This is a genomic window from Okeania sp. SIO2C9 (genome assembly GCF_010672455.1).
Lineage (GTDB): Bacteria > Cyanobacteriota > Cyanobacteriia > Cyanobacteriales > Microcoleaceae > Okeania.
In genome coordinates this window covers 116,698-143,528 of record NZ_JAAHGO010000012.1, presented here as the reverse complement: position 1 = coordinate 143,528, position 26,831 = coordinate 116,698, and the positions used below count along the sequence as shown (strand labels likewise).

The following is a 26,831-nucleotide window of genomic DNA, read 5'->3' as shown; positions in this document are numbered from 1 at the left end:
CTACATGGGTGAAGTTTAGCTCTGGATTATATCTTATATTGAAGATACTTAAGAAGACAAAAATAAAGTCAAATATGATTACTAAATCTCTCAGAAATAATACTGAGTGAACTTCAATAAATAGTCTAAGAATGATTTACAAATCAAGACAAATATATAGAAATAATACCTATAATCATATAATAATGTTATGACAAATCATAATTTTGAATCGGAATATAATCTCAAACTTATTGTCGCAGGAATTGCATCTAAAATCGGCGAAGAATTTTTTCAGGTTTGTGTTCAATACCTGGCTCAAGTGTTGCAAGTTAGATATGCACTAATTGCAGAATTTGTAGATAACGAGCAGCCAAAAGCTAATATCTTAGCCTTTTGGACAGGAGGTTGTTTTGGGTCTAATTTTGAATATAATTTAACCGGAACTCCCTGTGGTATTGTTTATGAAAAAGGTCTGCAAATTTATCCAAATTCAATTCAACAGCTTTTCCCAGAAGATAAAGACTTATTAACTTTGCAAGCTGAAAGTTATTTAGGAATTGCTATTGTAGATAGTCATGGAAAAAATATTGGTCATATTGCAGGCTTACATACTAAACCTTTAAAATACAATTATTCCCAACAAGAATCTATTTTAAAAATATTTGCAGCTCGGTCTGCAGCTGAAATTGAGCGTCAATTAGCTGAAAAAGCCTTAAAACAGCAAAATATTTACTTACAAAACACTCTGGAAAAGTTGAAAAAAACTCAAACTCAACTCATTCACGCTGAAAAAATGTCTGCTTTGGGGCAAATGGTTGCTGGAGTTGCTCACGAGATTAATAATCCTGTAACCTTTATTTCGGGTAACTTAAATCATGTTAACGACTATATAAAAGATTTATTAGATTTAGTTCACCTTTTTCAGAAAAATTCCTCAAATTTACCAGATGAAATTGAAGCAAAAATTGAAGAGATGGAATTAGATTATATTGAAGAAGATTTACCCAAGCTATTAGGTTCCATGGCAAGCGGATCAAATCGAATTAGTAACATTGTCAAATCATTACGAACTTTTTCTCGCCTAGATGAAGCAGAAATAAAATATGTAGATATTCATCAAGATATTGATAATATTTTACTAATTTTTCAAGCTCGTTTACAAAATCTACCGTTTCAGATTAAAGTGATTCAAGATTATGGTGAATTACCTCTAGTGAATTGTTATTCTAGTGCATTCAACCAAGCAATAATGAATATTATCAATAATGCTATTGATGCACTAGAAACAAAATTTTCTCCAAATAAATTTACAGAAGAACAACCAACAATTCGTATCAAAACAAAAAAATTAGAAAATAATTGGATAGGGATTTATATTTCTGATAATGGTTTGGGTATGACAGAGGAAAATAGTTATAAAATTTTTGACCCCTTTTTTACTACTAAAGAAGTTGGTAAAGGCACAGGTTTAGGATTATCGATAAGTTATCAAATTATTGTTGAACAACATGAGGGCAGAATCAAATGTATTTCTTCTCCTGAAAAAGGAGCGAAATTTGTGATTGAAATACCAACATAAAGATACTGATATATAGCAGAAATAAGAAGGCTTTAGTTATCTGGGAGAGAAGGAGAAATCTTGTTTTGTCTGAGTTTTAAGCTTTTGACTGTCCGTGCCTTTTCCTTCGACTGATATACCAATAGCGTATGTACCAGTGCTGGACGAAAATATTCAAAAATCGTCTCTTAAAGTGTATAGTGAATTTTCTCTAGCTGAACCTTTAACAGTAGGAAATAAGTTAAACAAAATTGCAGCGAATATTTATTTGACAGGAATATGGCTGGAGTACATTACTACACTGACTATATCGATAGTCTGGTCATGGGCAAAAAGATAACTATTAGACATCTCCTCCAAAAGAGGCAACAGCTCCGGAAGGCAACAGGGAAAAATAATTGATCACAGATGGATAAGAATTGATTTTATTTTTGATTTTTACCGAAAAATTGTGGGTATGCGCCTCCCCTTTTAAGGGGATAATAAAAAAAAATTTCATGAATTTGTCAATCCTCTTCAATTCATAGAGAGGTAATTATTCATTATTCATTGTTGAACAGATGTCTATTGGTGTTTTACTCAGTAAAAATGAGTCATAATTTTCCATTTAACCAGTTAAAACACTACATACATAACACTATAGCTTCACAAACTTTTCCTTAAGGGACAGAGCTTGATACCCAAATTTTTAGTAAACTAATTTTTTCATAATAGACATCTAGTGATAATCAAAAATAAAATCAATTATCGCACATAAATTATCAATTCTTTCCCCCTAATTCCTACTCCCTACTCCCTACCCCCTCTTTTGGTGGAGATGTCTAATGGCAACATGGTTAAATTATGATAAAATTCCTCAGAATCTTCAGATGCGTCAAATCATCCCTGGTCACAAGAAATTGAGGAGTGAATAAAAACCATGTCAAATCCAATTCCCCTTGGTTTGCCTTTGGTATCTAATCCTATAAAGCAGTATTTTAATAAATCAAAAAAAATTTTACTATTACTAGGAATTATCGGAGTTGGCTTCACAACCACAGGACTCAAACAAGAATTAGTCACAGCTCAAGAACCCACAATTAATAATCAACAAATAGCCTACGTCAATAACTGGCAAAATGCTTCCTTCCCAGTCGAAAACTTTCAAGGATATACATCCCCCTTTGGCCCTAGAGGTGGAGGATTTCATTATGGGTTAGACCTAGCAGCACCTCAAGGAAGCTACATCCGAAATTGGTGGGCAGGCAAAGTTGTAGAAGTCTGGGAAGATAGGCGATGTGGTACTGGCATTGTCGTTAAGTCAGGCTATTGGGAACACGTTTACTGCCATGTTCAAGGAAGAGTAGAAACTCATGGCGGACGTCGTTATTTAGTAGATCGTGGTGGTGGAATTATGTTACTTCAAGGTCAAATGCTACCCGCTGGGACTCGAATAGCTAGAGTGGGAATGACTGGTAGAACCAGTGGCCCCCATCTTCATTGGGGCTTGAAATATGGGGGTCGTTGGGTAGACCCTGGTTTAATTTTACGAGAGATGTATGCTCAACAAACCAGGAGTTTATCAGGTTTACAAGGTAGATAGTTTAACAATTAATAATTAACAATTAATAATTAATAATTACCGAAGAATTAATAATTAAATAATTAAATAATTCAGGTTTAAAGCCGACCCTTTAAAGGGGAAAAAAGCGGTTGAGGGATGGCGAGGTCCCCTCGCCATATCCAATCAACCAAGACAGCGGTCGATCTTCGCAGCTTCCCGAAGGGTGGGATGGCGAGGAAACCTCGCCATATCCAATCGACCAAAAGAATAAATTTTTTCCTTTTATTCAATCCTATCCGTTTTAGGGAGAGGTAATTATCAATTATCCATTATTAAACTCTCTTTGAAAACGGATAGGATAGACGTGGAGCGTGAAAATTTTTTCTTTTTTCTCCTTTAAAGGATAGACTTTAAACCTTAATTATTCGGTAAGTTAAAAATCAGTAGGGTCAAATTGCCATTTGCTAACGCAAAGTTCCGAATGGTACCCGTACAAAATTCAAAAGTAATCTCTGACTTACTTTCAGCATTTAGTATTGTCCGCCCCCTAATTGCGTAGTGCTATATAGCAAAGAATAGGTTGGTTATACCCTTTCACGGAAGTTAAAAATCAAAACTCAAAACTCAAAAGTAAGATTTTATAGGCTCCAAACTTTTATGCCACATTAATTTCAGGAAATTATTTCACTTATGTAATTTGAAACTATTTGTGACATCTTTAAAGTGAATTGGTATTAAGACTTATGCTGATAATAAACCGTAAGACAGGGAAATATTTTCCCCACTGTTGCCTATTTCCTATTCCCTATTCCCTGCTATAGATTAAACCTCAACTTTTCTTTTCTAAATTAATAGAAAGAGCCTGTTTCTCAGGTAACGTTGTATATTCCGAAACAATTCTCCGGAACTCTTCACCCTCAATAGTTTCCTTTTCTATTAAAAGGTCTACCAACCTGTCCATCACCACACGATTTTCTCTAATGATTCGGCGAGCTTCCTCATAACAATGAACAGCCATTGCTCGAACTTGATGGTCAATCTTAGTCGCAACTTCCTCAGAATATTCTGACTGTGACTGCCAACCTCGACCCAAAAAGACTTCCTCACTAGGATTCTCCAGAGCAACTGGCCCTAAATCAGACATTCCATAACGAGTTACCATTTCACGAGTCAAATTAGCCACACTCCTAATATCGTTAGCAGCTCCTACTGTTACCTCCGCAGGACCAAAAATCTCTTCCTCCGCAGCACGTCCACCTAGAGAAATTGTAATTCTGTCTATTAACCAAGAACGGGTATATAACCCACTGTCAACCATTCCCTCATCCATAATTGGTTGAGCAAAACCACCCACTCCTCCAGAACGAGGAATAATACTCACCTTATTCAGAGGGTCGGCATTTTTGAGCAAAGTCATTAACAAAGCGTGTCCGACTTCATGGTAACCAATTAACCGTTTTTTCTTACTATCCAATAATGGAGTTAAACTCAAACCGATGGTCACTCGGTCAATAGCATCATCAATTTCTGAAGGTGTAATTGCCTCCTTACGTCTTCTAGCGGTTAGAATAGCTGCTTCATTCAGCATATTCGCTAAATCTGCTCCCGAAAAACCTGGTGTCCGTCGAGCGATCGCCTCTAAGGAAATCTCTGGAGTTAGTTTTTTATTCCGAGCATGGACTTCTAAAATTCCCAAGCGTCCATTATAAGTAGGTAAATCTACAGTTACTTGTCTATCAAACCGACCAGGACGTAATAATGCAGCATCCAGGACATCAGGGCGGTTAGTTGCAGCGATAATAATGATGCCTGTATTGCCTTCAAACCCATCCATCTCTGTAAGTAACTGGTTTAGGGTTTGCTCCCGTTCATCATTACCCCCACCAATACCAGCTCCTCGTTGTCTACCCACCGCATCTATTTCATCTATAAATATGATGCAAGGAGCATTTTCTTTGGCTTTGCGAAATAGGTCTCTTACACGAGAAGCTCCCACACCCACGAACATTTCCACAAATTCTGAGCCAGAGATGCTAAAAAAAGGAACTCCTGCTTCTCCAGCGATCGCCTTTGCCAATAGAGTCTTACCTGTTCCCGGAGGTCCTACCAAAAGTACTCCTTTAGGAATTTTTGCCCCAATAGCTGTAAATTTTTCTGGCTTTTTGAGGAAACTAACTACTTCCTGAAGTTCTTCTTTTGCTTCTTCGATACCTGCCACATCATCGAATAATACTCCTGTTTTGGCCTCCATCTGAAAACGTGCCCTGGACTTGCCAAAGTTTAAAGCATTTCCCTGTGACTGACTAGAACGACGCAGAATACTTAGCAGTACAATGATAACTACAAAGACTATAAGGATATTGAATATAATACCCATCGCAGCGCTATTGTCTGCAGAGCGCTTCAGTTCAAAGTCAATTTTTTGAGCGCGAACTCGGTCCAGTAACTCTGGGTTATACTCAAATACATTGACGGTATACATAGGTTCATTACTTTTTTGCCCTTTCAGGCTAACTTTAAAAATTCCTTGAGAGGGATAATCATCTATTTCTGTAACTTCTCCAGCGTTAATTTTCTCTAATAGTTGAGTGTAGGTGAGAGTGTTTTGAGTGTTAGTTTTATTAGCAAAAGCTGGAGTTCCTAGTAAGGCACTTTGAGTAATTATCCCAGTCGCCAAAATTCTCCATATAAGTTTTCTATATTTTTGAAAAAGAATAGTTTTGGTGTTTTGGGTATTAGCTTTAGGGTTGCGTGGTGATGGGTGATGGTTGTTAATTTTATTTAGCCCATCTGTTTCTATTTGTTTCCAGAAATTTTTCATTAGTATTCTTGAGTGGTGGCCTTTTATTTAGGTTAAGGGTATATATCTATATCAATAGCGTATTTCATTATTTTTGCAGTAGTGGTAGTTTGATTCATATCTGATACCAATTACCATGGATTAATGCTTAACTTAAGTAGCACTTCAATTATTAAGTAATTAACACAAGCCAAATGACATTTTTGGTAATTATTAGCTAGTTAATATTAATTATTCTAATTTTTACTTCTCCCCCACTTCCTCACTCCCCTACTCCCCGTCTCAAGAAAATAATTAGGGTTTGCTGAAAAAGTATGAGTAGTAGGGGTAGGAGACAACCCACTCGCGCGCCCCTCCCAGGAGGGGGAAACAGGAGACAACCCACCCGCGCGCCCCTCCCAGGAGGGGAGAAATGGCTTGGGAGCGAGGAGGTAGGAGTAAGAATTGTCAATTTGGGATTTTTCTGCCCAACTCTTGCCATTAATACGCTCCATGCACGACCATGAAGAGCTGAAAACCAGGCACAGGCACTTTTTTCAATTCCAAAAAGGCACTTGTCTTGATAGAACCCATTTGATCGCTATATAATTATGGTAGTCAAGTCTTTTCGCGCATCAATTCTGAGGAAAAATCTTCTGTTGGTGTGTTGAATTTTTTGTATTATCACGAACCCACATCTTCCCTCTTGCCTCCTGTCTCCTGTCTCCTGTCTCCTGACTCAAGGCTAAAAAAACTTGATATTTATGAAGATCCCAAATGGGTTCTATATGTCAATGCTTTTAGATTTAATCAGCAGAGCAATAATTAAGGGATAAATATATCCGACTACCTCCTAATTAAATTCTATTCTCCGCTCCTCCTAACTACTCTCCATTTCCCTCTTTCTCTCCTGGGAGCAGGACTAATTATTTGTCGTCAGAGAATATTTATAATTGTGCAAATATTCAGAATCTCCCCATCTCCCCATCTCCCCATCTCCCCATCAATTTTTCGGCGTTGGTGAATTACTGTATGATATTAATCTTAATTACTTAGGAGACAGGAGTCAGGAGGGAGGAAAGAAGAAGAAAGAAGAAGAAAGAAGAGTAGAAAGAGAAAGTTTTTTGTTTGCTGGCGCAAAACGCAGGTTAACGCGAAGCGTTGCGTCAGCACGATCGCGTAAGCGGAACGGAGTTCTATAGCACTCTTATCCGGACATGATATCATACCTCTTTTCACCAACGCCAATTTTTCTAAGCGTGACAATAAATTGACCCTGGGGGTTAGGGCTATGCTTTACCCACATCTTTCTTAACATAAAGCTTGACAAAATAGACGAGTTATGCATAAGTATTGGCTCGGCTTTTTCGGAAAAAAAAATGTATAGAAAAGTACTTTTTTTTTGACTATTTCAGTAGTTTTACTTAGCTACTACGATTTTTTATCCCTTCTCCCCTGCTCCCTGCTCCCCTGCTCCCCACAAGGGTTTCAAGACTTATGGTTAAGGGATAGGGGTTAGGGGTGGGTCCCCTACTCCTGAAAAAGACAGCAAACCCTAAATAGCTCCCATAAGGGTTTGATATCTGATACCAGCGATCGCTCTATGTCTCTGAGCCAACGCCTGAAATACATTTGTCTTACATTGTATTATTGCGACATACGCAATAAAAGAGAAGGAAGATGTTAACTAGGAGCTTTATAAAACCCTTACGGAATATTAGCCCACGCTCTGTGCTTTTGGCTGCTTGAGCCCTGGAAACAGCCGTGGGTATTTGTCGCCAAAATTTTAGTATTTCATATCAGCCTCACCAACCCCATTAGCAATATTCATAAAGTTCTGTAGGGGCAAACGGTCGTTTGCCCCTACTCCCCAGCTCAAGAAAATGTAGAAAAGTTTTTGAGAGATGGTATAAGGTATCCGCCTTTGCTGAAATAGAACTACCTCACAAAATTCTGTACCTCTATTTTTAAATAGCTTCCATAAGGGTTTTATATCTGATATAGGCGATCGCTCTGTGTCTCTGAGCCAACGCCTGAAACACATTTGTCTTACATTGTATTATTGCGACATACGCAATAAAAGAGAAGGAAGATGTTAACACTGGACTTATCTAAACTTACCCCCAACCATTCTGACTTATGACTTCTATGCACCGCAAATCCGATGCTTCCCTTACCCAACTCCCAGGGCATAGAATATAATTTGAAGATTTTTTAATTTTTATTTCGTCAGATAAAATTAATTGAAATATAATTAAAAAATAAACAAATATATCAGACTGATATAAATGCTTGAGTTATCTGCCCTCGGTTTACTACAAAAGAAACCTCTGCACGGCTATCGTTTAAAGCAACAGTTAGAATTATTTATGAGTAGCTGTATTAGCATCAATTATGGTGCTATATATCCTTTGCTGAAACGATTAGAAGAGCGGGGTTATGTTTTTGTGGTTACAGAAGAACTAGGGGAAGCCTTAAACAATTAATAATTAATAATTAATAATTAATAATTAACAATTACCTCTTATTTTCAAGGAGAGGATTGACGCAAAAGGAAAATTTTTTTCTTCTATTGATCGATCAGATATGGCTCCGAGACCTCGCCATCCTAACCTTCGGAAAGCTAAACTAACGACCGCTTTTTCTCCTTTAAAGGAGAGGATTTTTACTTTAATTATTCGGTAAAAGGTCGCTCTAAATTTCTGATTAAATTTTTCTTTTTCAGTGATTTAGAACCTACTGGACGAGTCAAACTTATCGAGCATCGTTTAATAGTTTGTCAACTACATCAAAAATATTTAGGGTTTACTGAAAAAGTCTTATGGGTGAGGGTAGCAGACAGGAGACAGGAGACAGAAGAAATGGGAATGAGCGAGGAGGTAGAAGTAAGAATTGTCCCTTGATTGTTCTGCCTAACTCTTGCCTAAAATACTAACTTTTTGAGCGTTTTAGACTGAAACAGGCGCAGTTTTTTCGACTCCAAAAAGGCTAAAATATTTATATGTAAATGCTTTTATATTTAATCAGCAAGCCCTATTTAGATAGTCAACAATCTGAGAATATGCCACGATACTACTATCAATATTCTGCTTTTAATCGAGCAAAATTAATGCTAAATGCAGAAATGCAATGGCTCAGGGAATAATTAGTAAAAGAATTATAACTGATAAATTTTGAACCCGATTAAGCAAAAAAAACTATTTTAAACTATATATTAACTACAAAAATAGTAAGCATTTAGCTATTAGCAGTCAGCTAGCCTCCTCCGGAGGAACTGCGTTAACAGCAATTAAGAATAAATAATTACTTCTAAGGTGTAGGAAGGGTGCTTTGGCATTCAATAATTTAGAATTTAGAATGCGCGAATTTAGAATTACCTCTCCTTTAAAACGGATAGGATTGACAAAGAGATGAAAATTTTTCTTCACAGGAGTCGATTGGATATGGCTCCTTTGACCTCGCCATCCCATCCTAGGTCATGCTGCGCAAACGACCGCTTTTTATCCTCTTAAAAGAGGAGGCTTTCAATCACAATTTTTCGGTAATTTTTTATTCTTTATCAATTTCTAAATTGCTTTTACCTTCTCCAAAATTAATAGCTTAATAGCTAATAGCTGACGGCTGTTTGCGCAGCATGACCTAGGAAATGCTTACGAAATAATTAGTCAAAATAATAAACAATAAATGTCAAAAAAAATGCCAAACTTCAACTCATCAAACTCAGCAATTAAAGACAAAACTAAACCACCAGAAAATATTCAGGGAAATACCACAATAGAACTATATAAAGACCAGACAAAAACTGTTCCGGAATGGTTTAAACCTGAGAAAAAGAATTTTTCTGGCGTACTTTGGGCAACAGTAATTATTACCACTCTCGGAATAGGATTTTTAGGAGGACAATGGTGGGAGTCTCAAAGTAGCGAAACAGCTAACAAACCATCAACAGCAACTCCAGGTAGACGACGAAGTACCCTAGTTAAAGCCATACCAATAGAAACTACCTCCCTCCAAGAAACTTCAGAATTTGTCGGGACTCTCGAAGCTAAACGCTCAGTCAGAATTAGACCAGAAATAGATGGTAGGGTAATAGAAATTTTAGTCCAGGAAGGAACCTTTATATCCAAAGGACAGGCGATCGCCAAACTCAAAAGTGATAATGTGGAAGCCAACTTAAGAAGAGTCAAAGCAAATCTCCGGCGAACTCAAGCACGTTTAGCAGAACTCAAAACCGGAGCAAGACCAGAACAAATTGCTGCAGCTAGAGCGCGTCTCAACCAATCTCAAGCACGTTTAGCAGAACTCAAAACTGGAGCAAGGCCAGAACAAATTGCTGCAGCTAGAGCGCGTCTCAACCAATCTCAAGCAAGTTTAGCGGAACTACGAGCAGGTACTCGTAATGAAGAAATTGCTCAGGCTAAAGCACAACTACAAGAGGCAGAAGCACGACTGACAAATGCCAAGTCAGGTAGTATGTTAGAAGAAATTGCTCAAGCTAAGGCGCAAATAGAAGTACAACAAGCAGAATTAGACTTAGCTAGCGAACAAGTAAAGCGAAATCAAAATTTGAGAGATGAAGGAGCGATCGCTGAATTAACGTTTCAGGAAATTTTTAAACAAGAGAAGGCAGCTAAAGCAAGAGTAGAGGAAGCAAAAAGACGAGTGACTCAATTGCAAAGAAATCGAGAATCTACAATTGAGACATTAGAAGCAGCGGTGGAACAACAACTCCAAGTATTGAGAAGGTTAGAAAATGGCACTCGTCCTGAAGAAATTACCAGAGCAGAAGCGGAAGTAGCAGAAGCTCGTAGTAATTTAGAGGAGTTGCAAAATGGCACTCGTCCTGAAGAAATTGCTAGAGCAGAAGCGGAGGTGGCAGAAGCTCGTAGTAATTTAGAGGAGTTACAAAATGGTACTCGTCCCGAAGAAATTGCTCAGGCCACCGCAGAGGTAGCAGCAGCACAAGCAGAGGTAGAGAGTTTAGAAGTGGAGTTACAGGATACGGTGGTTGTAGCTCCCTTTGCTGGAATTGTGGGAAATATGATTGTGAAAATGGGAGATTTTGTTACTGATGATGACACTATTACTACTGTGACGGCAAATCAAGTATTGGAAATAAATTTACCAATTCCTTTAGAGCGACGAGGGGATTTAAAATTGGGTTTACCTGTGGAGATTAAGAGTTCAGAAGGGAAACCTGTGGGAATGGGGAAGGTTAGTTTTATTTCTCCTACTGTTAGTAGTGACTCTCAAACTATTTTAGTTAAAGCAGATGTGAATAATAGTGCTGGAAAGTTAAAAGATGGTCAGTTTGTGCGGGTAAATATGATTTGGGATAGACGTCAAACTGTGGTTATACCAATGACGGCGGTAGGTTTTCTAGGAGAAGAAAGGTTTGTGTATTTGTTGGAAGGAGCGGGTGAAGAGCAGAAAGCAAAACGCCAAATCATTGAGTTAGGTTTGGTTAAGGGTGATGTGACTGAGGTAGTGTCTGGTTTACAACCTGGCGATAAGTTGATTGTTTCAGGGGTGCAAAAGTTGAAGGATGGTTCTGCTGTGAAGCTTTTAAATTTAGAAGAAGGAAGAAGTAAGAGGGAAGAAGGAAAAAAGAAGAAGTAATATCAAATCCGGTAGCATTGGTGTAATTAGTGTGGGGAGTAGGGGAGTAGGGGAAATATTTGGCAATGGCGCTTGTGATGGAACATTATTGTAAGGGCGCAATTCGGAGCTTGGCGGAACGCCAATGCCAGAAAGCCACTACCCATTGTATGACGATCGACGGAATTATATTACTCCGAAGCCAACGGATTTGATATCATATAGTATTCGGATAATTAGGGCTTGCTGAATAAGGCTAAAATTTAGGGTAGCTAAGGTAATAAAGCTTTTTATATTCAATTTATCTCCAAGTTTATGGCTCTTATTTGCATCAATTTACTGAAATTTTCTGCTGAAATTCAAGAAAATTTATTCACATAAAATGACCGAAACCGTTGCCTGTTTCTCCCATCTCCGTGTCTCCATGTCTCCGTGTCTATCGAGAATGAAACAGCCCTGCCCCCAGGAGGGGAGCTACACTATCGGATAATTATTGATAAGTTTTTGTTTGTAGTTGGGCTTTAGCCCTTTAATATCATGTCCGGTTGAATACTTACACTCCGGAGGAGTTAAGAGCTATGTTGGAGGCAGGAGGCAGGAGGAAAGAAGAGGTTAGAATCTACATCCTGCACGACAAAATGTAGGATAAAGACAAGTAGTCAGTAGGAAATGATGTACAGCTTATGTCTGGGTAGATCAAGTATTTATACTTAATATTTTCCTGAAATTTTGACTCCTGAAAAAGGTCAATGACGATGATTTATACAGTATAAATACTGACCAAATTATCATTTTTAATACTACTTTTAATGCTACAAATTGACGTGCGGAATATGAGTTAGAAGGGAAAAGATTTTTGATCACGCTTAATTTAAGGAATGCGGTCGGCTTGACCGTTAATGCCTGTGGACGGAGTGCTGCCGACAGTTCCGGTGGTTTGCGTAGCATTCCGTAGGAAAGCAGGAAGTAAACATTGGAATGTCACGCTATGTGACGTTTTATATCAGTTTTATGAAGCAGTTTTTGTATCCAAAGGGCAAGCGATCGTTAAACTCAAATTCGGAGTAATATAATTCAGTCGATCATAATACAATGGGTAAGGGCGAATGCCATTCGCCCCTACAATATAGATTCTTATCTTTAGAATGCTGAATAACACCGATGCTACCGGATTTGATATGACTATGGCGATCGCTTAACTGTTTATTCAAAAAACTTCAGTTATTCAGTAAAAAACTTGCTCCAAGGAGAACCTTCAAATTTTTCTTTTAGCTCATAGTAGTTAGAAATTATTTCAGGCAATGTACCTTTATTTTGCTTGAGCGTTAATGAATATAATCTTTGTAGTTTAACTCCCAAAAAATGCTGTATTTGCTTAGTTTCTTGCATAGTTTTTTGTTCTAAATTTTCATAAATTACTTCAATTTTTTGATGTTCGTTAAAAAAGCTATCATACTCCTCTTCCCATTTTTTAGTTTCTTCAAAAAGTTTCAAGCAATCATCATAATCTAGTTGAACTGCCACAGAATTATGTCGATATTTTTCATTCTTCAAAATCCATTGCTTGGTAGTTTTCGCCAGATAATAGGATAAGCATACCTTGAGTAAGTTATCTCTTTTCAAATGAATAATTTTGATTTCTTTATCTTCCTTTAAATATTGCCATATCTGTTGTAATTCTGACAATTGAGCCTGATAATAAAATAATTTAAAACCTACGGCTGAGACAGAAGGAGGAAATTTACGAAAGACAACTTCATCTATGAACTTTATTGGCTGTTCTTCCCTCATTTTCAGAACTTTAGAAGACCGAGGATACTTTGGATAACCCCAATGAATTTTTCTTTTTTCTTCTGTAAAAACTTCTTCAAATGCACGGATGTTAGGATGAGACTGCAATAAGGTCATTAAAAAATTTGAACCGGTTCTGGCACGAGTTAGAACAATAAATTTTTGATACTTATCTTGACCTTTGATAATTTCTTTTGCTAAAAGCCAGTCATCTAGTCGAATTTTAAATCTTTGAATTTTGGGGAAAATTTCAAAATTTTTCATTTATTCTTCAGTATATTTTGATAGAAAGGCAGCTATGCTGAGGCCAGAAGGCAGAAGGGTTTCTTCCAATTTTGACCTAATTCTATACACAAACGATGCTACCGGACATAATATCCTCAATTAAAAAATGATAAACAAAATTTTAGTAGCTGTTGCTGGTCGGGGACTCTGCGAGCAAATGCTCAATATGTTGTTTTAATAATCTTGTGATATATTTCTTCTAGTTTTACAGCATTTAATTTGAGGTTAAATTCTGTTTCTATTCGTCTGCGACCCAAAGCAGAAAATTGTTCTCTTAATTCCACATTTTCATGCAGATTCAAAATATATTTAGCTAGACTCTCCCAATCTTTTTCTTGCGCCAAAAAACCTGTTTCTCCATCAATTATTGCTTCTGGAATACCTGCATGAATCGAACTAATAACAGGTAATCCCATTGCTTGTGCTTCTAGAATAACTATTGGTAAACCCTCAGATTCTCCAGTAGCAGTAGTAATGCTCGGCGCTCCTAATAAAAAAGCTTTATTCATCCATTCTTTGACAACTTCAGGTGGTTGAACTCCAAGAAAACAGTAATTAGACAATAAACTTCCAGCTAAACTTTCTAAAGATGAACGTAATATTCCGTCGCCAATAACTACCAATTTTATATTAGGAATAGTTTTTTGTACTTGAGCGATCGCCCGAATCAAATATTCACATCCTTTCTTTTCTATTAACCGTCCGACAAATAAAACAATTGGTTCTCGTTTTACTTCTGGATTTGGTGTAAATTTATCTACATCTATACCGATATAATTAACCTTTATTTTCTCTGACGGGCATCCTTTTTCTATTAGTTGGGAGCGGATAAATTCAGAAACAGCTATGAAATAGTCCGCTTCTTGAAATAGGCGATCGCGATTCCTAAAATATAGTTCTCGAAAAAATTGACCGCGATTCTTGACAAAATTCCAGGTCTGTGTATAAAAACCTTTAGATTGATTCAGGGTTTTTTCTGTGGTAGCATAATAACCATGAAAAGTTATGATGAGGGGTACTTTTAACTTTTTTGCCAGTGGTAGTGCTAAAACCCCATCTAGACCAAAATGAGCATGAATTAACTGAGGCGATAAATCTTGCAAACATTTCAGCCAGCGAGGATGGATAAAACCAGTTAATTTGTAGGCTATTTTCCAGAGACCAGGAGGAGAGGCTAAGTCACCCAGAATAATCGTTCTATTCTGGGGAAGCATTGATTTGGCAGTAGGGAAACCAGAGGAGCCAACGTAGAATCCTTGATAGGAGGAAAAATTTTCTACTTGTGCTGGGATAAAAGTTTCTGAGTAGGGAATTAATTGGTCGCGATAGATAATTACTGTTGGTTTCATTAGTTGCTTTGGCAAAAAAGAACAATATTAGACTTTTTTATGTCCTGTAAAATTATCAACATTGGCAAACAATTCTTTCAATTTCAGCAAAGAATAAATATATTTGTAGTTAGTAAATTATTTTTTAAACTAAATCTTGCTTACTGATACCTAAATAAATCAATGATATCAATCAGTAAAAAACTTGATCCAAGGAGAATCTTTAAACTTTTCTTTTAGCTCATAGTAGTTAGAAATTCTTTCAGACAATGTACCTTGATTTTGCTTGAGTGTTAATGAATATAATTTTTGTGGCTTCACTCCTAAAAAATCCTGCATTCGCCTAGTCTCTTGAACAGTATCTTGTACTAATTTTTCATAAATTACTTCAATTTTTTGATGTTTGTTAAAAAAGCTATCATACTCCTCTTCCCATTTTTTAGTTTCTTCAAACTGTTTCAAGCAATCATCATAATCTAGTTGAACTGCCATAGAATTATGTCGAGACTTTTCATCTTTCAAAATCCATTGATTGGTAGTTTTCGCCAGATAATGAGATCAGTATACTTTTAGTAAATTATCTCTTTTCAAATGAATAATTTTTATATTTTTATCTCCCTCCAAATATTGCCATATTTGTTGTCTTTCTACCGATTGAGCTTGATAATAAAATAATTTAAAACCCACGGCTGAGACAGAGGGAGGAAATTGCCGAAAGACAACTTCATCTAGAAATTTTACAGGTTGCTCTTCTCTAATTTTCAGAACTTCAGAAGACCGAGGATACTTTGTATAACCCCAATGAATTTTTGTTTCTTTTCTGAAAAAAATTTATTCAAATGCACGAATTTTAGGATGAGACTGCAATAAGCTAATTAAAAAATTTGAGCCTGTTCTAGCACGAGTGAGAACAATAAATTTTTGATACTTATCTTGACCTTTGATAATTTTTTTTTGCTAAAAGCCAATCATCTAGTCGAACTTTAAATCTTTGAATTTTGGGGAAAATTTCAAAATTTTTCATTTATTCTTCAGTATATTTTGACAGAAGCGAGCAGCGCTATACTTTTGCTTTCTTGCACAAATCAGAAAAGACTTTTTTAAAGTTATCCTGATTATGGGTTTTAGTTACCCATTTTCTTCCTTCTTTTCCTAACTTAGTTCGTAATTCATGGTTTTCTAAAAGAGTTTTTAAACCTTCTACAAATTTGGGTATTCCTTCCATCCCACTACCATCGTAGCGTCCTACATAAATACCAAATTCAGATACCACATTTTCAGGATTAACACAGCTTAAAAGAGGTGTTTCACACTGTAAAGCTTCTTGAAAACTAATTGCTAAACCCTCGTGAATAGAAGTATTAACTAATACCCAAGCAGAAGTAATTATTTGAGTTTTTTCTTCTCCTCCCACATGACCCATTAATTGAATATTTTCAGGTAAATTCATTGGTTGCCATGCTCCTTTTCCTTGAAAATGAGATTTGCCTAAAACTAGAAAATCTACATCTGAAAAATGACGAGCTAATTCCACAAATAACCAAGGTCGTTTATAGGGATCGAGACGTGCCAAAAATATAACGGTAGGTTTTGCACTTTTCCTAATTTCCCTTGGCTCTAAATTGATAATATTAGGTAAGATTGTCACTTCCTTTGGTTGAACTCCATAAGTTCCTTCGATTTTTGCTTTTAAGAAAGGTGATACAGTTGCAAATAAGACCTGACGTTTTAAGAATTTAGATGTCTTAAAAACTCCAGCTAAAGAAGTACAATCAGCAGATTTTAAGCCTTGAGGTTGGATATTTTCCTGACCAGGTATACGCACAGTATTAATCTTAACGATATCTTCTGGAGGGTGAGGGTCTCTAACCCAAACTATAATTGGAGTGCGGGGTAAAAGCAAAAATAAAGGACGATAGTTAGAGCGATAATCTATGGATAAAATCAAGTCTATTTTTTCTTGCCAAATACGTAGAGCGTAAGCTAATTTATTTCTTTGCCGTAATATTAAAGGAGTATCATGAATAATAGGATTGGGTTGATTTGGTTCTCCATAACCTTCTCCTGCCAAAAAAACGACTTCTATTCCTAATTCTGGATGATTATTAAAACATTCAGCCACCAGACTAGCTGCACGACCAAATCCTCCCATTCTCCCTTGAGAGAGAGCAAAAAATTCATTGCAAATAATACCTAGTTTCAGAGAATTTTTTTGTGAGTTATCCATTACAAAGTTTAGGTACTGAGTGTTAATACATTAAAATCATACCAATTCTATTTAAAAATTAAATAGTAAATTATAATTTACAAGGTTAATTACTTGAGCTAAAAAACATAAATATCTAAGTTTTTTTTAATATCTGTATATCAGTAAAAAATTATTGATTATTTTCAATATTGTAACTGCGAGAATCTATTAAATTACCGTAATTTTTATCGCCAGGATATTTCTTGAAATCCCATTGCCATTGTTCTAATTTTAAGCTTTTTATTTGATTTTTTCGATCTATATTTTGCTTGTTAAGTTCTGGATATACTTGAACAAATTCTTCACAGATAGCAACTTGCGCTTTTTCCTCTGAAAAACAATTTTTAATAGCTGTTTTATAGGCATTATATAATGAGTCAGTAGAAAGTTTTTCTGGATGAGCAGAACCGGAATATCCAGACTCATAATTAGCATTAAGCTTGTAATAAGTAATTTTCCCTGAAGTTTGCCGATTGGAGTAAACAGCCCAGGGGGTCAAGGGATAAAATTTAAATTGATAATACCAAGATATACTCAAAATTATCACAATCATGCTGATCATTGAAGGATAAAAAAGTATGGAATTTTTAACATTAGTTTGCTGGTTAATTTTGGACAATTTAAATTTGAATAGAGGTAGCTTAATAGAAGGGAACAATGATAACTTTTTGGGAAAGATAATTTTTACTTTTTCTAAATCAAAGAAAATTAATTGCAATAAAATAAAGTCAATAAATAGTACATTTTGTAAGAATAAGATACCTATGTGCATTGAAATCATTAGCAGAGGAAATACGATGCGAAAATTTTGATAAAACAGAACTAGAACAAATGCTAATTCCCCAAAAAACCCAAATATCCCGAAAATAGCGAACATTAGATCTGGTGCATGGATTAGTTTCAAAGAATAATCAAAATTACTAATGTTATCGCAAGGAATTAAACTGCATTGATAAAGTTTTGTTTTCAAATTAATCGGCTCCCACCAAAAAAAACCTCCGATGCGAAGCTTACTCATACCTGCAATAAAGTAAGTCACAGCAACTGTTACCCAACAAGCATATCTCGACCAACCATAAATAGATAACATCTCTTGAGAATCGGAGTTAGATTCTTTTGGAGAGAAATTTCTATAACTATCAATAGATAACGCATTACCACAAGGGGTAAAAGAAAGTACAATCAGTAAATCAAATAAAATAATACCCTGATGAGTTAAGTAGGAATATTGTCGTTCAATACCTCCTAAAAATAGAAAGCATAAAGCTCCTAATGGTATTGCTATTCGTGTTTGCCAACCAATAATTCCCAAAAATAAAATTAAAGCTGTAACCCACTGTAAAATTTGTAAAAATCCTTGATTTCTGCCTAATTCCATTAATCCCGGAATCACATAAAAAAATTGCATTACCCCCATTGGTTGAATCATTGATTCTGGAAGTAACGCTGTCTGGGAAACATCACTAAATAAAAGAATTATAAAAAAGGTAATGCTACAGACAATAATTCTAATTATTGCCAGAGATTCTGCTGAAGTTTCTCTCACAAACTGATGAAAAAATTTAGGGCTAGTAATTATCCAGAAAACACAGCCAAATCCTAAAGCCATTAAAATGCCGACTTGTAGAGGTGGATGAGATTCTATGACATTTTGTAAACTAATAAAGAAAATATATCCAAGTAAAGTAATTAAGGCAGACAAGCAAAAACGAATTTGTTGACTCTTATTCATAGTTGAAATAATCTTTATTTGTTACTTAAAACTTCCTGGATAGGTGTACCATCTGTCTTATGTAAATCTGCATCTAATAAAGTACCTATCGTTGGTGCTAAATCTTCTACCCTGATAGAACTCTCCAGTTTTTGAGGAGTCAAAGATATACTATCAAGCCAAAATACTGCACGATCATTGTGTTCTCCTGTTCTTTTAGTGTAGCATTTTAATTCAAATTCTCCTAGTTCTTTTGAGCCTACTCTTCTAATAGGATATTCTCTATTCCAGGTGACAATAATATCTGGTAGTCTATCTAAAGCCTGCCCATGATAAATCTGATTTAACTGAATAACATCCTTTAACAAAGGAGTTCCTGTTTCAAGATTTTTTAAGGTAGAAACAGAATCACGCAGAAAATCACATATTTCATTATATTCTTGACCTCTTTTAATCAAGCCATTAGGTTCTCTATCAACTACATTAAGTCTAATTGCACAACCAGTATTTCCGAAAGGCAAAATAAACAATCTTCGTTGACTTGCTAATAATTTTTTTTCCTGTTTTTTTACAGCTTCAGGTATTTGACTATAAATCTTATTTCGGATTTTTTTTGGTAGATATTTTCTTACCAAACTTCTGATTTGAGGAATCAGAGATTGATGTCTTTTTTTTGTCAGTTTAGATTGTTTTAAATAATTTTGTTCGATTTTTTGTAATATAAGCTCGAAGCCTTCATCTGCACCATAATTATTAGTCATTCCTGGTCCAGCAAATATCATAATCTCAGTATATTCAAGATTTTTAATTATTTTACCGATCGCTTCATCTAGAGCTATATAAACATCTTTAACTGGATCGCCAAAGCTACCATCATGGTTTTCGTGAGTACGGTCGTGAAAATGCCAACACATATGACCAACATCGTGGGGTTCGCCAAACACTGTCATGAAAAAATCGTAATCTGATTCTTGAGCTAGTTGAATTGTTTGCTCTGCTCTCAGGGCAATTCTTTTTTTCATTAATTCCAGAAAAGATTGATAACTATGATTGTGAAGGTACAATTCTGCTTTTTCTCCCATTTCATCTTCACCAAAAGTATCAATTACACTTTGAGCTAAACTTTCTGGATAACTTCTAGCAATAGCCTTTCGGCGATCATGAGTTAACCAATCAGCTATTTGAAACCCATTAATGTCTGGAGTCAGAGGTGCTCTAGGTACATCAACAATTCCCACTCGTTTTCCCTGTTTGCTCAAATCAACCCAAAAAGGTAACACTTGATAGTCAGTATCATCATCAAAAAAATTCCTAAAATTATATGTACCTTGTTCAATGCAAAGGTAATTATATCTAGCGTGTTTACTAGGATCGACACCTGTAAATAAAGAAGGCCACATCGCACCATTACTAAAACCCGTGGGAATTTTTACATTTCCCCAGATACTACTAAGCCAAATTTTTTGCAAATTAGGGAGACTACCATCTTCACACCACTGCTTCAGAAGTTCTGGTTCAACAGAATCTAAGCCAATGAATAATATCTTTTTTGTTGCCATGTTTTTCACTCATTATTTTTTTATTTATCCAAGTATTATTTTAACAATTTAACACTGGTTTAAACTTGTTTTAATTGACAATTTTGTTTAAAAATATTATTTAATTTATTCTTTATAGGGACTACTTAGGTAGATATTTTATATTTTTTTATTAGTTTTTTTTTCTCAAAAATTCTCTTAATCCTAGCAAGTGACTTTCCAAACTTCCTAAATACATTTCCATTTCACTAGCAGCAACTATATCAGCTTCTAATTCTTTTCCATATTTGAGTCGGTGACTAACTGCTTTCCGTAAATCATTAGCCATATATAAAGGAATTACTAAAGGTCTTTGCCAAGGTTTATATCCTAACATTCTTGTCCGATGACGACTTAAACCAACACCCCTTAATAATCGGATCAAATATTCCTTTTTTAAACGACTTTTTGTAATTTGATGGTATATGTGCATTGCTGGATTAAACCAAACTTCCCATCCTGCATTTCTGATATACAAAAATGCTTCTATATCTTCTCCTTTTGCAGTTAAAGAACCACTTACAGGTCCTTTCAATTCTAAAGTATCAGGAACGTTTTCTACCCAAGCTTGTTTCCTAATAACTATCCCTGCTCCTGGGGGTAAAAGTCCTCCTGTTTTTTTTGAATTCAAACAAAATGGTTCTGTTTGCGGCCATTCTATAATTGCTAAACAAGAAGCTATTCTCTCAAAATTTTTGGGAGGTGAAACTTCATAAATAGGGTGAATTAGACCATTATATACACCTACTTGGGGATGAGACTTCCCAAAAGCATAAGCAGAAGCTACCCAGTCAGGAGAGGGTAAATTATCATCATCCAGAAAGGCTACCAGTGGACTTTTAGCTTCTTTCATCGCCCTTTGCCTGGCATAAGATGCTCCCTGTCGAGGTTCAAAATAATATTGAATTGGGCACGATATATGCCAGTTTGACTGATATTCTTGAATAATTTTAGCAGTATTGTCTGCACTATTATTATCAACAATAACTATTTCCCAGGAAAGATTTTCTGTATTGATTTGCGATCGCAGTTTTTCTAAGAGTAATGGTAGACGTTTTTCTCCATTATAGGTACGAATAGCAGTGCTAAAGTTAAACATATTACATAAATTAAAAACTTAACTTTCATCTACTAAAATCAACAATCAAAAGTCACTTTTCATTTTTAACTTCAAAGTCTATTAATCATATTAAAATTTTAATCCTAATAACAGTTAAAATTTGTTTGATTTTATTAATCGCTACTAAAATGGGAGGTGATTACAAATTTCATCCGTCTATTACCTTCCCAATAGTAATCATAAAAACCAATTTCAACTATTAATAAAGCTTAGTTAAAGCTGCTTCTACTTTTGGAGGTAAACGGCGCATAATTTTGCCTTTTTCTCGGTCAACAGTTACTAATATTACTCTGGCTGTAACATATAATTCTTTACCATCCAAAGACTGAATTTGGTAATCCCAGTCTAGTCTGACTCCTTCAGTATTTGTCATACGAGTCCTCACTGCAACTACCATCCCCAACTTGACTGCTTTGTGATAACGTACTGAAAGTTCTACTACTGGTAAATCACAACCAAGGTTAACCAACTCAGCATACTCTATACCAATAGAACGCAAACTTTCTACTCGTGCCTCCTCCATCCAGGAAATATAAGTCCCATGCCAAACAACACCAGCATAGTCAGTGTGGTGAGGATGAACTCGGATTATATATTCAAACCAAGCATCTGATTTCTGAGTAGATTGATTTTCTATCGCACTTGTGGGTAACTGAGATTGAGATTGTTCTGATGAGGCCACTTTACAAAATTTGCTAAAACGCTACATTTCTCAAAGTTATCATGGGTGCGGGAGATTTATGCTATTTTTAAACGTTATTATTTGCTGATTCACTCAATTAAAAAATGATCAACAAAATTTTGTTAGCTGTTGCTGGTCGGGGACTATGTGAGCAGATGCTCAATATGTTGATAGAAGTCCCATACTTCCAAGTAGCATCTGTGACTGTCTTGCACGTTGTCCCCCCTCAAGCTAGTGCAGAAGGTATGTCTGCTAAGTTAGAAGAAGGTGGAAAAATTCTGGCAGAAGCTGTCCAATCTTTAAAAATAGATCCAAAAAAAGTAAATCCCCGACTCAAACAAGGAGACCCCAAGGATATTGTTTGTCAAGTAGCTGATGAAGAACAATCTGAGCTAATTATTATGGGTTCGCGGGGCTTAGGCAAACTGCAAGCTATTCTGGAAAATTCAGTTAGTCAATATGTTTTCCAGTTAACTTCTCATCCGATGTTACTGGTGAAAGACGATATCTACATCAAAAAAATTAGAAATGTGATGGTAGCTCTAGACTCATCGGAAGGAGGAAAAAGTTGTCTAAAGTTGGGTATTGACTTGGTTAATCAAGTTCCTGGGGGACAATTAATTTTGAGTCACGTGAAGAAAGACCCCAGTGGAAAATCTATGCAAGATTACACTGCCGATGCAGAAAAAGACCCTGTTGTAGCTGAAGCTGCAGCAGAAGCCAAAAAAATGGGTATTAAATATCGTTGTGTTGCTGCTAGTGGTAAACCTGGTCCAGAAATTTGTAAAATTTCCCAGGATTTGAATGTAGACCTATTGATATTGGGTTCACCAGACCGCCGTCCATCCAGTGCTAAGAATCTTGTGGACCTTGATAGACTATTAGGAAATTCTCTATCGGACTATGTGCGGGTTTATGCCAATTGTCCTGTATTGTTAGCTCGCCAGAGTGCTAGTTAGGGTTTGCAGAAAAAGTCTTTTGGTAAGGGGAGGAGTCAGGAGACAGGAGACAGGAGACAGGAGGTAGGAGTAAGAATTGTCAATTTGGGATTTTTCTGCCCAACTCTTGCCCAAAATGCTCATATTTTTTAGCTCTGAGGTACCGAAAACCAGGCACTTTTTTCGACCCTAAAAAGACTAAAGCCAATATCAGTCAATGCTTTGATAATTAATCAGCAAACCCTCATTAGACAAAAACGGCAAAGTAGGAGGACAATTTTTAAAATTATGCTCCTACTCTGAGTTTGTAAGCTGCTAATTTAGCTTTCGTTGTTGCCAGTTTGAATATACAGAATGATTAAGAAAACGGCTGGCACAAATATGAACAAAATGGTTGCCACAAAGCCTAAATCATTAACTGCCATGATTAACCCACCTTGAATTGAAAAAACCACAAGGTTAAGAATACCATTATTTGTTATTTGCGTTTTGGTTTTGTTTTGATGGTAACAGGACCGTTAACTAGGGTTTGACAGGCTAATCTATAAGAAGGGGGCCTCTTTTTTAACTTTTGTTCTTCTACTGGAGTACGGGGTGAAAGATTTTCCAGGCCTTCGACAACTTCTACGACACAGGTTCCACATTGTCCATAGCCTCCGCAATTCATCATTTTGCCTGTAAAGGTGTAGAGGTCAATACGGTTTTCTAGAGCTTTGATTCTTAAATTTGCTCCGTCAGCAGCAATTATTTCCTGGTTTTCTTGTTCAAATTTGATGTTGGCCATTATGAATTATTAACTTATATTGAGATTGGCTATTCTAAAAAAATGTTAACTAATGTTGAGAAGTTTAACTCGCTTTGCTGCTATATCTATTTAGGGTTTGCTGAAAAAGTCTTATGGGTAAGGGTAGGAGACAGGAGACAGGAGACAGGAGACAGGAGACAGGAGACAGGAGACAACCCACTCCTGTCTCCTACCTCAGCAAAAAGACTTTATGAGTGCAAACCCTAATTATTCAACCGGACATGATATGAGAGAGCATTTTTCTACCTGCTTGGTGCGCGTTCCCTTGCGTCTGATGCCGACGCAGGGTCGCATCCGCTTTTTACCCTATTCTATTTCTGAATTTCCTAACTTTTAACTTTTGACTTTTGAGTTTTGACTTTTGACTTCTTCAAGGAGTATCCGACAAATCTCCACCAGGAAGATTACTAACAGCTCGCTGTAGCTCAGACAAAGAACGATTATAATCAATAATTGCAGTTAGCAAATTATTCTCAGCTCTGGTCAAGTCTGTCTCAGCATCAATAACCTCTAACTGAGTTCCCACACCAGCTTGAAATCTTAGTCGCGCCAAACGTAAAGCCTCTCTGGCCTGTTCGACGCCTAATTCTGCTGTAGAAATATTCTCAAAACTGGCTTCCAAACCAAAAAAGGCTTCTTCAACTTCACGACGAACCTGATTTCTAACTTGCTCAAACCGATTTTCTGCAATATCTTGATCTAAAATACTCTGTCTAGCAGCCGCCCTAGCTGCACCACCATCAAAGAAATTCCATCTAAAGTTGAATCCTACGGTAGTTCCATCAGCCCAACCCCTGGCGGCAAAAGGGCTTAAGTTATCAGTAGTTAACGCCAGTACATTGTAAGTGGCAAAGAAATTTAAGCTTGGTCTGACTGCTGAGAGAGCTAATTTTCGCTGCTCGTCACTTAAGTCTCTTTGCACTAACTGCTGTTCTAACTCAGCTCGGTTTTGAAAAGCAGACACAATTGTTTCATCTAAAGATAAAGGCCAAGACCCTGCTGGTTCAATTGGGTCAGCAGCCGTTAAATTGATTAACTGACTTATATTCAATCTTTCTACTAAGCGACGTTGAGCAGTACGCTGGTCTCGAAATGCGTTTGTGAGGTTTTGTTGTTCGTTTGACAATGTTACTTGAGCTTGCAGTACATCAAACCTAGTTCCGACTCCAGCTCTTTCTAATGCTTCTGCATCTTCTAAACTTTTTCTAGCGTTAGCCACAGCAGCTTCCCCAATTCTGACTCGTCCATCTGCTTCCTGCAGATCGTAGTATTCGTCAGATACATCAAAGCGCAATTGTTCCGAAACTCTTTCTAATTCTAGTTCTCGGAGGTGCATTTGCTCTCTAGCAATTCCAATTCTAGCAGAACGAGCTTTACCAAGGCCAAGGTCATAGTCAAATCGAAATGTATTATCAAAAGTCGTGACTGGGAAATTTTGAATATCTGTGTCTATAAACTCTGTACCCCTACTTTCTGCAAGTCGTTGTTGAGCTCTAGCTTGCAAATCACCACTAGCACTTTCTGTACGTTGTAGGGCTGATTCAAAAGTTAGACTAGGCCATAAAGCGGCTTGAGCTTCTCGCATACTTGCTCTACTTCTTTCGACTTCTAATTGAGCAATTTCTATTTCTGGATTATTGCGTCGGGCTAAGTCAATTGCTTGTTCTAAAGTAATTGGTATGGTTTCTTCTATCTGTACTTCATCGGGGGTAATTGGAAAGTTTAGTGGGTTAGGTTTTCGTTGAATTTGAGGGGGAGGATTTGTTTGTAAGGTTCCGTCTGGTACTGGTGGAGGAAAACTTTCTGTTGTTTGTTGAACAATGATAAAGCCACTATTTCTTGATGAAGGTTTTTGATTTTCTATTCTGGCTAAATTAGGAACAGTATTGCTGTTTGAAGTTTGATTGAGACCTGTGGTTATCTGGGCTGATTTTTTCTGTGTTGAAGTATTGCCAAAAGTAGGAGGATTAAGAATAGTTGTGGTTGAATTTCGGTTATTTCTACCGGGTAATCTTAGGGGATTAGTTAAGCCTAATGCTTGGGTTTCAGTCTGTGCTAAATCATTGACTGTCTCCATTATTGGTGCTCGATTGATGCTTGTCATTACTCGGTAAGAATTTCCTAGAATTGAATTTATTTCCGATGTTGTTTTGGGGTTATTTGTTTCGTTGACAGGATTAACTTCAGTTGCTACCTCAGAATTACTTGATTTGGGCTGTAATAAATCTAATAAACTGGAATTTGAATTCCCTAATTCCGCCAATTTTTTCGAGTCTACATCAGTTTTTTCAGCACCTTTACCAGCCAAAGTAATTGACTGTTGAAATTCTGTTTCATTACCAGGATTAATTTCCGTTGCTCTGGGAGAATTGCCAGACTTTGACTGTAATAAATCTAATAAACTGGAATTTGATTTCTCTAATTCAGCCACATTTTTCGAGTCTACATCAACTTTTTCAGCACCTTTACCAGCCAGAGTAATTGACTGTTCAAATTCTTTTTCCTTACCAGGATTAATTTCCGTTGCTCTGGGAGAATTGCCAGACTTTGACTGTAATAAATCTAATAAACTGGAATTTGATTTCTCTAATTCAGCCACATTTTTCGATTCTACATCAACTTTTTCAGCACCTTTACCAGCCAGAGTAATTGACTGTTCAAATTCTTTTTCCTTACCAGGATTAATTTCCGTTGCTCTGGGAGAATTGCCAGACTTTGACTGTAATAAATCTAATAAACTGGAATTTGATTTCTCTAATTCAGCCAATTTTTTCGAGTCTACATCAGTTTTTTCAGCACCTTTACCAGCCAAAGTAATTGACTGTTGAAATTCTGTTTCATTACCAGGATTAATTTCTGCTGCTCTGGGAGAATTGCCAGACTTTG

Annotated in this window: 19 protein-coding genes and 1 pseudogene; 7 read left to right on the top strand and 13 right to left on the bottom strand. The window is 36.4% G+C overall.

Features of this window, described 5'->3' with window-relative positions; genetic code table 11:
* Positions 1 to 190: 190 nt before the first annotated feature.
* A complete protein-coding gene (locus F6K23_RS11200) occupies positions 191 to 1,561 on the top strand; it encodes a sensor histidine kinase (protein WP_293154779.1) in 1,371 nt (456 codons plus the stop codon).
* 898 nt (positions 1,562 to 2,459) lie between these two features.
* Complete coding sequence (locus tag F6K23_RS11195; RefSeq protein WP_293154776.1) at positions 2,460 to 3,122, top strand: M23 family metallopeptidase; 663 nt, start codon at positions 2,460 to 2,462, stop codon at positions 3,120 to 3,122.
* A 790-nt stretch (positions 3,123 to 3,912) separates the two neighbouring features.
* Here F6K23_RS11195 and ftsH read toward each other — a convergent pair.
* Positions 3,913 to 5,904 (bottom strand): ATP-dependent zinc metalloprotease FtsH, encoded by a 1,992-nt coding sequence (ftsH, locus tag F6K23_RS11190; RefSeq protein WP_293154773.1) that lies wholly within the window; start codon positions 5,902 to 5,904, stop codon positions 3,913 to 3,915.
* A 911-nt stretch (positions 5,905 to 6,815) separates the two neighbouring features.
* Here ftsH and F6K23_RS11185 point away from each other — a divergent pair.
* Positions 6,816 to 7,064: a hypothetical protein gene (locus F6K23_RS11185; RefSeq protein WP_293154770.1), complete on the top strand. Its 249-nt coding sequence runs from the start codon at positions 6,816 to 6,818 to the stop codon at positions 7,062 to 7,064.
* A 584-nt stretch (positions 7,065 to 7,648) separates the two neighbouring features.
* On the opposite strand, the gene F6K23_RS11180 is transcribed toward F6K23_RS11185, so the two are convergent.
* Positions 7,649 to 7,906: a hypothetical protein gene (locus F6K23_RS11180; protein WP_293154767.1), complete on the bottom strand. Its 258-nt coding sequence runs from the start codon at positions 7,904 to 7,906 to the stop codon at positions 7,649 to 7,651.
* A 244-nt stretch (positions 7,907 to 8,150) separates the two neighbouring features.
* On the opposite strand from F6K23_RS11180, the pseudogene F6K23_RS11175 reads away from it, so the two are divergent.
* The 3 genes and pseudogenes from F6K23_RS11175 to F6K23_RS11165 all read left to right on the top strand — a co-directional run.
* Positions 8,151 to 8,336 (top strand): annotated as a pseudogene (locus F6K23_RS11175) (PadR family transcriptional regulator); the annotation flags it as partial.
* Between the two features lie 1,222 nt (positions 8,337 to 9,558).
* Positions 9,559 to 11,481 carry an efflux RND transporter periplasmic adaptor subunit gene (locus F6K23_RS11170; RefSeq protein WP_293154764.1) on the top strand — a complete coding sequence of 641 codons (1,923 nt, stop codon included), beginning with the start codon at positions 9,559 to 9,561 and terminating at the stop codon, positions 11,479 to 11,481.
* Between the two features lie 878 nt (positions 11,482 to 12,359).
* The gene (locus F6K23_RS11165) at positions 12,360 to 12,533 is read left to right on the top strand and encodes a hypothetical protein (protein WP_293154761.1); all 174 of its coding nucleotides are present in this window, start codon (positions 12,360 to 12,362) and stop codon (positions 12,531 to 12,533) included.
* A 148-nt stretch (positions 12,534 to 12,681) separates the two neighbouring features.
* On the opposite strand, the gene F6K23_RS11160 is transcribed toward F6K23_RS11165, so the two are convergent.
* The 8 genes from F6K23_RS11160 to F6K23_RS11125 all read right to left on the bottom strand — a co-directional run bounded on the left by F6K23_RS11160 (position 12,682) and on the right by F6K23_RS11125 (position 22,202).
* Positions 12,682 to 13,515, bottom strand: a complete 834-nt coding sequence (locus F6K23_RS11160; protein WP_293154758.1) for a sulfotransferase — start codon at positions 13,513 to 13,515, stop codon at positions 12,682 to 12,684.
* Positions 13,516 to 13,697: 182 nt separating this feature from the next.
* A complete protein-coding gene (locus F6K23_RS11155; protein ID WP_293154755.1) occupies positions 13,698 to 14,885 on the bottom strand; it encodes a glycosyltransferase in 1,188 nt (395 codons plus the stop codon).
* Between the two features lie 168 nt (positions 14,886 to 15,053).
* Positions 15,054 to 15,356: a sulfotransferase domain-containing protein gene (locus F6K23_RS11150; protein ID WP_293154752.1), complete on the bottom strand. Its 303-nt coding sequence runs from the start codon at positions 15,354 to 15,356 to the stop codon at positions 15,054 to 15,056.
* Between the two features lie 568 nt (positions 15,357 to 15,924).
* Positions 15,925 to 17,091 (bottom strand): glycosyltransferase family 4 protein, encoded by a 1,167-nt coding sequence (locus F6K23_RS11145; protein ID WP_293154749.1) that lies wholly within the window; start codon positions 17,089 to 17,091, stop codon positions 15,925 to 15,927.
* A 151-nt stretch (positions 17,092 to 17,242) separates the two neighbouring features.
* Positions 17,243 to 18,844: a hypothetical protein gene (locus F6K23_RS11140; RefSeq protein WP_293154746.1), complete on the bottom strand. Its 1,602-nt coding sequence runs from the start codon at positions 18,842 to 18,844 to the stop codon at positions 17,243 to 17,245.
* A gap of 14 nt (positions 18,845 to 18,858) precedes the next feature.
* Positions 18,859 to 20,382 carry an alkaline phosphatase family protein gene (locus F6K23_RS11135; protein WP_293154743.1) on the bottom strand — a complete coding sequence of 508 codons (1,524 nt, stop codon included), beginning with the start codon at positions 20,380 to 20,382 and terminating at the stop codon, positions 18,859 to 18,861.
* 151 nt (positions 20,383 to 20,533) lie between these two features.
* A complete protein-coding gene (hpsE, locus tag F6K23_RS11130; RefSeq protein ID WP_293154740.1) occupies positions 20,534 to 21,499 on the bottom strand; it encodes a hormogonium polysaccharide biosynthesis glycosyltransferase HpsE in 966 nt (321 codons plus the stop codon).
* A gap of 220 nt (positions 21,500 to 21,719) precedes the next feature.
* Complete coding sequence (locus F6K23_RS11125) at positions 21,720 to 22,202, bottom strand: thioesterase family protein (RefSeq protein ID WP_293154737.1); 483 nt, start codon at positions 22,200 to 22,202, stop codon at positions 21,720 to 21,722.
* Between the two features lie 104 nt (positions 22,203 to 22,306).
* Between F6K23_RS11125 and F6K23_RS11120 the strand changes: the two genes are divergently transcribed.
* Positions 22,307 to 23,161 carry a universal stress protein gene (locus F6K23_RS11120; RefSeq protein WP_293154734.1) on the top strand — a complete coding sequence of 285 codons (855 nt, stop codon included), beginning with the start codon at positions 22,307 to 22,309 and terminating at the stop codon, positions 23,159 to 23,161.
* A 299-nt stretch (positions 23,162 to 23,460) separates the two neighbouring features.
* Here the strand turns inward: F6K23_RS11120 and psbM are convergent, their stop codons facing one another.
* The 3 genes from psbM to F6K23_RS11105 all read right to left on the bottom strand — a co-directional run.
* Complete coding sequence (psbM, locus tag F6K23_RS11115) at positions 23,461 to 23,565, bottom strand: photosystem II reaction center protein PsbM (protein ID WP_124147322.1); 105 nt, start codon at positions 23,563 to 23,565, stop codon at positions 23,461 to 23,463.
* A gap of 53 nt (positions 23,566 to 23,618) precedes the next feature.
* A complete protein-coding gene (locus F6K23_RS11110) occupies positions 23,619 to 23,924 on the bottom strand; it encodes a 2Fe-2S iron-sulfur cluster-binding protein (RefSeq protein ID WP_293154731.1) in 306 nt (101 codons plus the stop codon).
* 391 nt (positions 23,925 to 24,315) lie between these two features.
* Positions 24,316 to 26,831: TolC family protein (locus tag F6K23_RS11105; protein ID WP_367267686.1), on the bottom strand; the 2,516-nt coding region annotated here is incomplete at its 5' end.

What these genes read in the sequence shown, in the direction of transcription:
- F6K23_RS11110 (WP_293154731.1), bottom strand. Translation starts at nt 23,924, where the DNA reads ATGGCCAACATCAAATTTGAACAAGAAAACCAGGAAATAATTGCTGCT.
- F6K23_RS11195 (WP_293154776.1), top strand. Translation starts at nt 2,460, where the DNA reads ATGTCAAATCCAATTCCCCTTGGTTTGCCTTTGGTATCTAATCCTATA.
- psbM (WP_124147322.1), bottom strand. Translation starts at nt 23,565, where the DNA reads ATGGCAGTTAATGATTTAGGCTTTGTGGCAACCATTTTGTTCATATTT.
- hpsE (WP_293154740.1), bottom strand. Translation starts at nt 21,499, where the DNA reads ATGTTTAACTTTAGCACTGCTATTCGTACCTATAATGGAGAAAAACGT.
- F6K23_RS11180 (WP_293154767.1), bottom strand. Translation starts at nt 7,906, where the DNA reads ATGTGTTTCAGGCGTTGGCTCAGAGACACAGAGCGATCGCCTATATCA.
- ftsH (WP_293154773.1), bottom strand. Translation starts at nt 5,904, where the DNA reads ATGAAAAATTTCTGGAAACAAATAGAAACAGATGGGCTAAATAAAATT.
- F6K23_RS11150 (WP_293154752.1), bottom strand. Translation starts at nt 15,356, where the DNA reads ATGGCAGTTCAACTAGATTATGATGATTGCTTGAAACAGTTTGAAGAA.
- F6K23_RS11155 (WP_293154755.1), bottom strand. Translation starts at nt 14,885, where the DNA reads ATGAAACCAACAGTAATTATCTATCGCGACCAATTAATTCCCTACTCA.
- F6K23_RS11160 (WP_293154758.1), bottom strand. Translation starts at nt 13,515, where the DNA reads ATGAAAAATTTTGAAATTTTCCCCAAAATTCAAAGATTTAAAATTCGA.
- F6K23_RS11135 (WP_293154743.1), bottom strand. Translation starts at nt 20,382, where the DNA reads ATGGCAACAAAAAAGATATTATTCATTGGCTTAGATTCTGTTGAACCA.
- F6K23_RS11170 (WP_293154764.1), top strand. Translation starts at nt 9,559, where the DNA reads ATGCCAAACTTCAACTCATCAAACTCAGCAATTAAAGACAAAACTAAA.
- F6K23_RS11145 (WP_293154749.1), bottom strand. Translation starts at nt 17,091, where the DNA reads ATGGATAACTCACAAAAAAATTCTCTGAAACTAGGTATTATTTGCAAT.
- F6K23_RS11140 (WP_293154746.1), bottom strand. Translation starts at nt 18,844, where the DNA reads ATGAATAAGAGTCAACAAATTCGTTTTTGCTTGTCTGCCTTAATTACT.
- F6K23_RS11165 (WP_293154761.1), top strand. Translation starts at nt 12,360, where the DNA reads ATGCCTGTGGACGGAGTGCTGCCGACAGTTCCGGTGGTTTGCGTAGCA.
- F6K23_RS11120 (WP_293154734.1), top strand. Translation starts at nt 22,307, where the DNA reads ATGATCAACAAAATTTTGTTAGCTGTTGCTGGTCGGGGACTATGTGAG.
- F6K23_RS11200 (WP_293154779.1), top strand. Translation starts at nt 191, where the DNA reads ATGACAAATCATAATTTTGAATCGGAATATAATCTCAAACTTATTGTC.